Consider the following 8,610-nt stretch of genomic DNA (forward strand, 5'->3'; position numbering starts at 1 on the left):
CCCGTGAAGCGGCGCGCCATCAGGAAATAAATGGCATCGATGCCGTACTCTTCCCACACGACATGCACGCGCTGCCCGGGCTTCCACAGCACGCCGTTCGAGGTTCGGTGTCCCTTGACGCTGGCCTTCAACGTGTGCGCGGCGAGCGCCGAATCAGAGATGATCTTCTTCGCCCTGGCTTCAGCGGCCGCAAGATTCGGCGCGTCGTGATCGACGTACACCTTTGGCCGATACACCGTGACACCCTGATCTTTCATCGTGGCCTTGATCGCGTGCTTGCCGGCCGCCGCGCGCGTACCGTGCGCCTGGCCCAGCACCGTGACTTCCGAATACCGCTCGGCAATCGAATCGTCTTCGTCGAACCACTCGACGTTGTTGCCCTTGCCATCCTCGCGCAGGATGAGGCTGGCCACCGGCGGCGCATTGTAGTCGGGGCCGCCGATCACAAGCGTGCCATCCGGTTCGAACCACGGCCACAAGCCTTCGCCCTCGGCAGCGTGGACCAGCGCGTCCCACGCGGTGTCGCCCGGGTCGACGCTGATCTTGTCCCACGTCGACTGGGCCTGTACGGTGTCGATGCGGACGTTCTTGATGCCGAGCGGTTTGACGATGTTTGCGACGACGTCGGCGAGCGTCACCTGCTTCGCGGTGAAGATTGGGGCCGAACAGTCGCGCAGGATCGCGGCATAGTCACGGCCGCTGATCGACAGTGTCTTCTCGGTCTTGCTGGTGCGGCGTCGCACGTTGTCGACGTAGCCGACAAGCACGGTATCGTCGCCGACCTTCACCTGGACGAGTGCGCCAGATTTGACCGTGTCGGGCATCTTGCCGGCCGGGCGCGTGAGCCGCACGTCCCACGCATCGGCCGGCGTCAACAGATCGGAATCGATCGAGTACGACGACCAGACGCTATGTGCCTTGCCGCCGATCAGCAGCGTCACGTCGTTATTGGGCGAAGCCACTGACAGTGTCTCCTCGCTGGATGAAGTTCGGATTGCGGATTTGCGGATTCAGTCGCAGCAGCTCGGACGAGCGCAGGTAGTTGCCGTACCAGAGATGTGCGAGCAACGTCATGTTCGATGGTGCGTCGACGGTACGCGAGATGATCGGCGGCAGGACGTCGATCACCTTGATCGCCAGCTCCTGCACCGTCAGCGCCGTCTCTTTTAACGGCTCGATAACGGGCCGCGCCTGCTCGACCGGCACGGCCGCACGGACCGCGTCGATTGCGGTCTGTATCAGCTCGCGCGTGTCGTTCGCGATCTGCTCGACCTGGTCCGGTGTGAGTGTCGGTTCGTCGGCCTCGTTCGCGAGAACGTCGGACGCGACGCTCGCGGTAACTGTTGCGACGACGACGGCCGTCACGGCCGTGACGAGCTGCACGTCGGATGCGTCGGCCGCGACCGTACCGGGGCGCGGTGGTGCATACGGCGCGGCCGGATCGGTCGAGCCGCTCGGCGCGACCGTTGTCGCCTGCGTACCAGGAATCACAAGCGGCTGGCCAGCAGCAGACGCAGCGGGTAGCTTCACGACCGTTTTCATCTGGTCGCGCATGTCGTTCCAATCGGACATAACGAGGCCCGGATCGAACGAACGGAAGTCCGCAATGCCGCTGACCAGGCCGATCAGGTCGGATGCAAACGCGCCGGGCCACGACAGATAGTCGACGCTCGCACGGCGGAAGCCGACGACCAGCGCCTTGATCGGGCCGAGCGTCTCGCTCAACACGTCGCGCAGGGCATTGAGGCGACGCAGGCCGGCCTTCATTGTCTTGAGCAAGCCGACGGCACGCTCGAACATGCTGACGCCCGCGTCCTGAGCGGTGGTCGCGAGCTGCGCTGCGGCGTCGGCGGTCTGGGTTGGCTGCTGTTCGACAAAGAACGGATTCGCGGGCGTCGAGCGCTTGAATCGCATCTCGATCACGCAGGCGTCGACGTTGTCGGAATCGTGTGACACGTGTGCGCCGATGAGCTGCATGCTCGGCATCGAGCCGAACACCGGATGAATCAGTTCGCCCGGCCCCTTGACCGCGAGCGCGGCGAGCAGCGCCTTCATCCGCACTTCATAGTCGTCGCCGAAGAAGATCGCCGTGAGGCTCGTCGTGTGCGCCTTCAGGCCGAGGTCTTCGACATCCTCGCCATCGACGTGCGGGACCGCATATTCCGCCGTGTCGCGGTCGATCGTATCGTCGGTGCGTTGCGCGTCGAACGGTACACCGCGAAACGATGCGTCGAACAGTGTGTCTTTCCACGCCATATCAGTTCCTCAGTGCGTTCTTCTGGCTGGCCGTCGACACGAAGTCGTACAGGTGTTGGCCGTCGAGATTGATCGTGAAGTGGCCTTCGACTACGGGCGGCTTCTCGTCTTTCTTCTGCGCGAAGATCGCGTCGCCGATCATCTTGCCGATGCGCTCGCCGAAGTCGTGGCCGAAGTAGCCCGCGATCGCACCGCCGATCGCGCCCACGGCAGTGCCGGCGATCGGCACCACCGAACCGGCCGCAGCACCTGCGGCCGCGCCCAATGCCATGCCGCCCAGACCACCGACGACGCCGCCCGCGACACCGACGTAACCGGCCTTCTTCTGGTCCGGTGTCATCGAGTCGTTGTTCGCGATGGAGTACGCCTCGATGCCGCCCATGACCGCTTGTAACGGGGCACCGAAGCGGCCCACCAATCGTGCGCCGGCCGCGAAGCGCGAACCGAAGGTCGCGGCCTGGGCGGCGGTGGTGCCGAGCGCTCCGGCCGATGCGGCGGCTGCGGCATCAGCGGCCGCAACTCCGGCAACCGGCGCCGCACCGAACCCGCCGCGCAGGATGCTGATGGACGCCGCGACACCGAGCGCGGCCGACAGGGTCTTCAGGCCGAGCGTCGTGCCTTCGATCGCGGCGGTCAGCTCGGGATACTTGCGCGCGTAGTCGGTGAGGTTCGTCGCCACGTTGCCGAGCTTCTCGTCGAAGCCTTCCAGCGCCTTCTGGCGCGCAATCTGGCGCTCGTTTTCGAGCTGATCGGCCTTGAACGAGGCGGTGCCGGCGATCGTCTCGAAGTTGCTGTCGACCGCCATCTTCGGGTCGAACACCTGAGACTCGACCTGCTTCCGGTAGTCTTTTTGACCCATATACGCGACTGCCGCACCGAGCGCCTGGCGATCGTGGATGATCTTGCCGATCGACGTACCTTCGAGCAGTTGGACCTGGCTCTCTATGATCTCTTTGCGCTGGCTCTCAGGCGCGGTCGCGAGCTTGGTCTTCAGGCTCTGATAGCGCTTGTCGCGCGACATCACGTTTTCGAGAATGCCGACGAACGCGTCCAGTGCGTTCACACCTTTCGCACGCGACGCGGCGAGACTGCCGGTCAGGTCGATGCCGAGCTTCTTCGCCTTGATCTGCGTGTCCTGGGAATTCAGCTTCTCGAGCAGGTTGACCAGGTTGTTGCCGGCCTCATCCTTCGTGCCGGCCGTGATTACCGATGCCTGGTTCGCGACGACGAGCTTGCCAAAGTCCTGCAAGCCCGACATGCCGGAAAGCTTCGCCATCGCCATCTGCTGCGGGAGCCACTTCGACATGTCGCGCAGTTCGAAGCCGCCGGCCTGGCCACCCTTGAGCGCCATGTCGAGCGCGCGCGGAATGTCCGCTTCCTTGATGCCGAAGTTCTGCATCGCACGAATGGCGATGTTGCCGAGTTCGTTCGGGTCTGCACCGGTGGCGGTCGCGAACTTCAGCAGGTTCGGGAGCATTTTCATCGCGGTCTTGTCACTGACCGCGCCGGAGGCGAGCAGGTTGTCGAGCGTGTCGGCCGCCTGTTCGCGTGATCCGCCACCGGAGCGCACGGCCGATACGATCGCATCGTTCAGTTCACCCATACCTCGACGCCGGCCGGCGACATCGCGATCGGAGAATGCCGTGTTCGCCATCATGGCGAGACGCCGGTCATAGGCCATCGTTTCACGAACGGCAGGGGCGGCCACCATCACGCCGGCAGCAGCACCGGCCACGACGCCGCCTGCGCGCCACATCGCGCCGACCGCTCGGCCGCCGCGCGCGAGCCGGCCTTCCGCCTGCTCGGTGCCGCGCAGCTCGCGGTTCAGCTCGGCCACGCGGGTACGCAACGCCGCGAACGCGCGCGCCTGTTCGGCGGTCGACGTAAAGCCCGCGCGCTGGAGACGGTTGTATGCTGCGACGGTCTGGGAGATTTCCCGACGAATGGCCTGTTCGGAGCGCACGTCGAGCTGCTCGCGGGCCGCCGCCAGGCGTTGCGAGCTCGTAAGGATGTTCCGGTTCGCCTGGGTGTAGGCCGCCTCGGTCTGATGCACATTGCGCTGGACCGCTTGCTCTGCGCGAGCGGATTGCGACATGCGCAGGTCGTACAGCATGCGACTGGTCGCCACGCTCACGCGCGACGCGTCGACATACGTCTGCGCGGTCTGACGCACCGAGCGCTGTACGTTGCGCTCGCTCTGTTGTGCGGGCGTCGACACCTGGTCGCGCATCCGCACGGTCAATCCAACTTCGAGATCCCGGGACGACATTATTTTCGCTTACCTTTCCGAGGTTTGCGCCTCAAACTCTTCACGGTGCGCGTCGTGAAGCCGGGCACCCTCTGCCGAGGATTCTTGCCGCGAATCGTGGCGATCGCGGCAAGGTATCCCTCAAGCTCCGGCTCGGTCAGACTCAGGAACCGTTCTTCGCTGACGCCGTATTCTGCGAGGACGAGTCCGGCGAGCCGGTAGTTTCGGCGGCCGGCTTCGGCCGCTTCCGCTTTTTTTTAAGCTCGTCCTGCGCCTTCATCATCACGTCGTAGTCGCTGTCGACCGCCGTCGCGAGCAGCTCGTCGGTGATCGCTTCCTTCGGGATCGTGCCGAGCGAAACGAGACAGCGCGCGAGCATCGCGACGTTCACGCGCATGTTCGACACACCGCCGCCGATGATTTCCGGCTGTTCATAGACTTCGATGTTCTCGCCGATCGTACCGAGACGAACCTCGAAGTCGTAGTGCAGCTCGCCGCTGCCCGGCGGATATTCGACGCCGTATTCCAGCGAACCTTTTTCGGTGTTGATGCTCATTCATTCACCCGTCGAGTCGAGAAGATGGTGAGGTCGCGGCGCGCCTCGTTTTCCACGCTGTACTGGTCGCCCATGTCGAGCGTGACGCAGTCGTAATAGCTCACGCGCTGGCCACTCGGCGACACGGGGAACTGGGTCAGCTTGCCGCCTTCCATGTTCCACCAGTCGATTTCGTCGCCCCCGAGCGGAATCACGACCGTCACCTTCAGCTCGTGTTCCTCGACGCCACGCGCGAAGCCCTTGACGCGCCCCGTCCGGTTCATCGTCTTGACCGGCTTTTTGCCAGTCTTCGACGTCACCGAGAAGGTCACGACCTCGGCCTCCTGGCCGTCGACTTCGAGCACGATCGCGCCAACGTATTCTTCCAATGCCATGACTGGCTCCTATAGTGTTGCGAAGGGTGTTACAGGATCAGGTCGATCCGGCCGGCGAACACGTGCAGCCCGTTCACGACGTCGCACGGAATTGCCGCATCGAGCTGGTTGACGTCCTGCAAGTCACGTTCGACGATGAGGTTGTTCTTGTTCGCCTCGACGTTCTCGACGATTTCCAGCTCTTCGCACTTGTACGCGACGTCGAGCAGCTCGCTACGCACCTTCGGCGGCGTCTTCTCCGACAGCTTCTCGCGCGGGAAGCGCAGCGCAATGCGTTGCTGACACGCCTTGCGGAAGTAGTCGAGCGAACGGATCGTCGTGATGTCGAGCAGCGCCGGATCGTCGATGCCCTGCGCATCCTTCGTGTATGTCGTGATCGACCGCACGATCTGCACGACGTTGCCCGGGCCGATCTCGAAGGGCGTCACACCGTTGTGCAGCGCCTTCTCCTGCTCGGTGCGTCCCGGCTGCGACGGGATCGGCGTCACGTCGAGGCCGGTCAGCGCGAGCGTGTTCAGCGGCCGCGCCGGGTCCGTCTCGCTGGAAATGACGGCGGCGTAGGCGGCGGCGATCTCGGCCGACAGGCACACCGAACCCGGATGCCAGCCGATCGTGATCCGGCCCGCGTCGAGGTCACCGGCCAGCGTGGTCGCAGTCGCAAGGGTCGCAGGCGTGCCGGCGACACCGACAGCCGGACGTTGTTCGAGCGCGCCTGAAATGCTGTCCAGATGCGTACGCAACTTCGTCAGCGAATCCGTCGTCGGCCAGCACGTCGCATACAGGTTGTACTTCGCGCCGTACACGGCCGCGAGCGCCGGGGAAATATCCGGATCGTTCAGCCCGCCCGCGAGCGCCGTAACCGTCGCCTTCACGCCGGCCGCCTGGTTGAGCTGCGACAGGACGATGTCGTTGCCGAATGCGCCCTTGTTCTTCATCGTCAGCGTCACCTTGCCGTTGACGGAGTCGGCCGTGACCGGCAACGCGGTCTTCTGCGCGATCTGATCCTTGAGGCGTGTGGCGATCGTCGTTTCCGTATCGTCCGCGTAGACGGCGATGTCGACACGCGTGTTGCCGATAAACAGCGCGAACGCACCGTCGGCCGTGGCCGGTCCCGTGAATTCGACCGTGCCCTTGGCCGGCTGGCCAGCCTGCGCGTCGTCGACCGCGATAACTGTCAGGCTCACATACTTGTACGCCTTGATCGCAGCGACGGCCGCGATGTGCGCGAGCGATCCTGCGCCGAAGTACAGCGCCGCCTGGTCGCCTGAGAACACGTCGACCGGCTTCAGTGCCGGGACAGTGCCGTCAGCGGTACGCTGGCCGACGATGAGCACGGTCTGGTCGTTCGCCGGCAGCGTGCGCACGGCGAGCTTCGTGTTGTATTCGAAATACTTGCCCGGCTTGCGGATACCCGACGGGATCGTGTCGAACGAGATGTTTTTGCTTGCCATCGGTTAGGCTCCTTTCGCGGCCTTTTTGGCACCCGAATCGACTGCGGGACTCGGTGCGACGTCGGCGCTCGACTCCGCGGCCGGCCGGTTTTCTTCGATCAGATCGCCCTCGGCGACGCGACGGTGGTAATACGCGGTGTCCGGTACATCGACGGCTTCAGCGTCCGTGATGTACTGGCGCGAGGCGTGTTCCTTCGGGACACGCAGCCCGGATCGGGCTTTCACTTTCATGGTTGCTCCTTCATCTCAATGCGATCGACAGCATCGGCCGGCCGATCGGTGCCGGGTTGCAGGTAGTAGCGCAGCAGGGTCGACTTCCAGTCCGGCGTCGGCGGATCGAGCTGGCCGTGGTACTGCTCGAACACTTTACCGAGCGGCCCTTCGACACTGCCTTGCGGAAACGCGCCGACGAACAGCGTGTCTTCGACCCATGCGGTGTGGAATTCCAGCGCGTAGACCGACATGGCATCATTGCGAACCTTCGTGTTGAACAGCGTACGAATCGCGCCCGGCGCGAAATGTCGGATCGGCAAGCCCATGTCCTGCTGATTCAACAGGTGCCGTACGGCTGAGATCAGCAAGTTCGTGCCGACCTCGATCTGCGCCGGCCCGCCGTGCCGACTGGTTTCCTCGTTCCGGATGCTGCGCGCACCGACCATCACGACGAAGGTCGCCTCGGCCTTCCACTTCGAGCGGCTTGTCGCCACGGGATCAGTGCGCTTGACGCCGCCGAACGTCACCCACGCAGCCGGGAAGCGCCGCACGACGGTGTCCAGCTCTTCATCGTCGAATTCGCCGCCGTAGGTCTTGACCTCGGTGACCATCTTGCCGAGGCCGCGCGTGAGGCGGTCGACGACGCCAAGCTCAACAGCGGTGACGATCGGAACGTAGGGCATGGCGTTATCGGTTGTCGCGTGCGAACACGCGGGTGCCGGTCACGAACTGGACCGAGTTGTCGGGTTGCGGGATCGATCCCGTCGTCGTCGAACCGAGCGTGACGTCACCGGCCGCGACGAGCTTCAGGAACGCGATCGCCGCCTTGTAACGCTTGTCGATTTCTTCGGTCATCACCGTTTCGCCACCACACAGGCGATAGCGCGCGATGTCGCAACAAATGCCCGCGAGCATCTTCGGCTGTGGTTCGAGCGGCAGCGCGTAGCGGCCGGCGAGATACGTATCGATCTCGGCGGATGCTTCGTCGAGCGCGTCGGACAGCACCACGGGATTCACGTCGCCGGTGCGTTCGCGATCGGACAACGAGATTGCCTCGCGCTGCCCGAATCGGCCAATCATGAATTCGACGGTGGCGTACATGGCGCGTTAGCTCTTCCTGCCGGTCGACGTCGCCGATTTACCACTGGACTTCGCGGCGTCCTGCTTGGCGTCGAACGCCTGGATGCGTGCGATCAGCTCGTTCTCACGCGTGACCAGGCCGGCGAGACGCGCGTCGAACTCGGCAACGTGGCGTTTCAGGTCCGCTTCGGTGGCTGCGAGCGCATCGGCGCGTGCGTGCAGTTCGTTTTCGCGAGCCTTCAGGTCGGCCTCGATGTCTGCCAGCGCGAGCGCGCGCTTCGCGTCGTCTTCGCTCACGTCGGGCGTCAGCGTGTCGGCGTTCACCAGCGCTGCCGTCACGTGCGGGGCATCCTGGTGCGGGAGCGCCGCCGCTTCTGCGTCGCTGAGATGGATCGCCGTGTCGACCACGACCAGGGACTTGTCGGCGACGAT

Annotated in this window: 10 protein-coding genes; all 10 read right to left on the minus strand. The window is 64.4% G+C overall.

Annotation, left to right across the window (positions count from 1 at the left end):
* Nucleotides 1–962, minus strand: a 962-nt coding sequence (locus tag WS46_RS20670; protein WP_059691588.1) for a phage baseplate assembly protein, incomplete at its 3' end; no start/stop codon positions are given.
* Nucleotides 946–2,256: a DNA circularization protein gene (locus WS46_RS20675; protein WP_059691581.1), complete on the minus strand. Its 1,311-nt coding sequence runs from the start codon at nt 2,254–2,256 to the stop codon at nt 946–948. The genes WS46_RS20670 and WS46_RS20675, both read right to left, overlap by 17 nt.
* Nucleotide 2,257: 1 nt before the next feature.
* Entirely contained in the window at nt 2,258–4,525 is a 2,268-nt protein-coding gene (locus WS46_RS20680) for a phage tail tape measure protein (RefSeq protein WP_059691582.1), read from the minus strand.
* A 142-nt stretch (nt 4,526–4,667) separates the two neighbouring features.
* On the minus strand, nt 4,668–5,060 hold the full coding sequence (locus WS46_RS20685; RefSeq protein ID WP_059691583.1) for a hypothetical protein: 393 nt from the start codon (nt 5,058–5,060) through the stop codon (nt 4,668–4,670).
* Entirely contained in the window at nt 5,057–5,434 is a 378-nt protein-coding gene (locus WS46_RS20690; protein WP_059533301.1) for a hypothetical protein, read from the minus strand. Before WS46_RS20690 ends, WS46_RS20685 begins: the two co-directional genes overlap by 4 nt.
* A gap of 29 nt (nt 5,435–5,463) precedes the next feature.
* On the minus strand, nt 5,464–6,885 hold the full coding sequence (locus tag WS46_RS20695; protein WP_059533302.1) for a phage tail sheath subtilisin-like domain-containing protein: 1,422 nt from the start codon (nt 6,883–6,885) through the stop codon (nt 5,464–5,466).
* 3 nt (nt 6,886–6,888) lie between these two features.
* Nucleotides 6,889–7,116 carry a DUF2635 domain-containing protein gene (locus tag WS46_RS20700; RefSeq protein ID WP_059691584.1) on the minus strand — a complete coding sequence of 76 codons (228 nt, stop codon included), beginning with the start codon at nt 7,114–7,116 and terminating at the stop codon, nt 6,889–6,891.
* Nucleotides 7,113–7,781, minus strand: a complete 669-nt coding sequence (locus WS46_RS20705) for a DUF1834 family protein (protein ID WP_059691585.1) — start codon at nt 7,779–7,781, stop codon at nt 7,113–7,115. Before WS46_RS20705 ends, WS46_RS20700 begins: the two co-directional genes overlap by 4 nt.
* A 4-nt stretch (nt 7,782–7,785) precedes the next feature.
* Nucleotides 7,786–8,199, minus strand: coding sequence for a gp436 family protein (locus WS46_RS20710; RefSeq protein WP_059691586.1), 414 nt, complete (start codon nt 8,197–8,199; stop codon nt 7,786–7,788).
* 6 nt (nt 8,200–8,205) lie between these two features.
* Nucleotides 8,206–8,610, minus strand: a 405-nt coding sequence (locus WS46_RS36120; protein WP_059691587.1) for a hypothetical protein, incomplete at its 5' end; no start/stop codon positions are given.

The sequence above is a fragment of the Burkholderia sp. RF4-BP95 genome, assembly GCF_001521985.1.
In the GTDB taxonomy this organism is placed as follows: Bacteria; Pseudomonadota; Gammaproteobacteria; order Burkholderiales; family Burkholderiaceae; genus Burkholderia; species Burkholderia diffusa.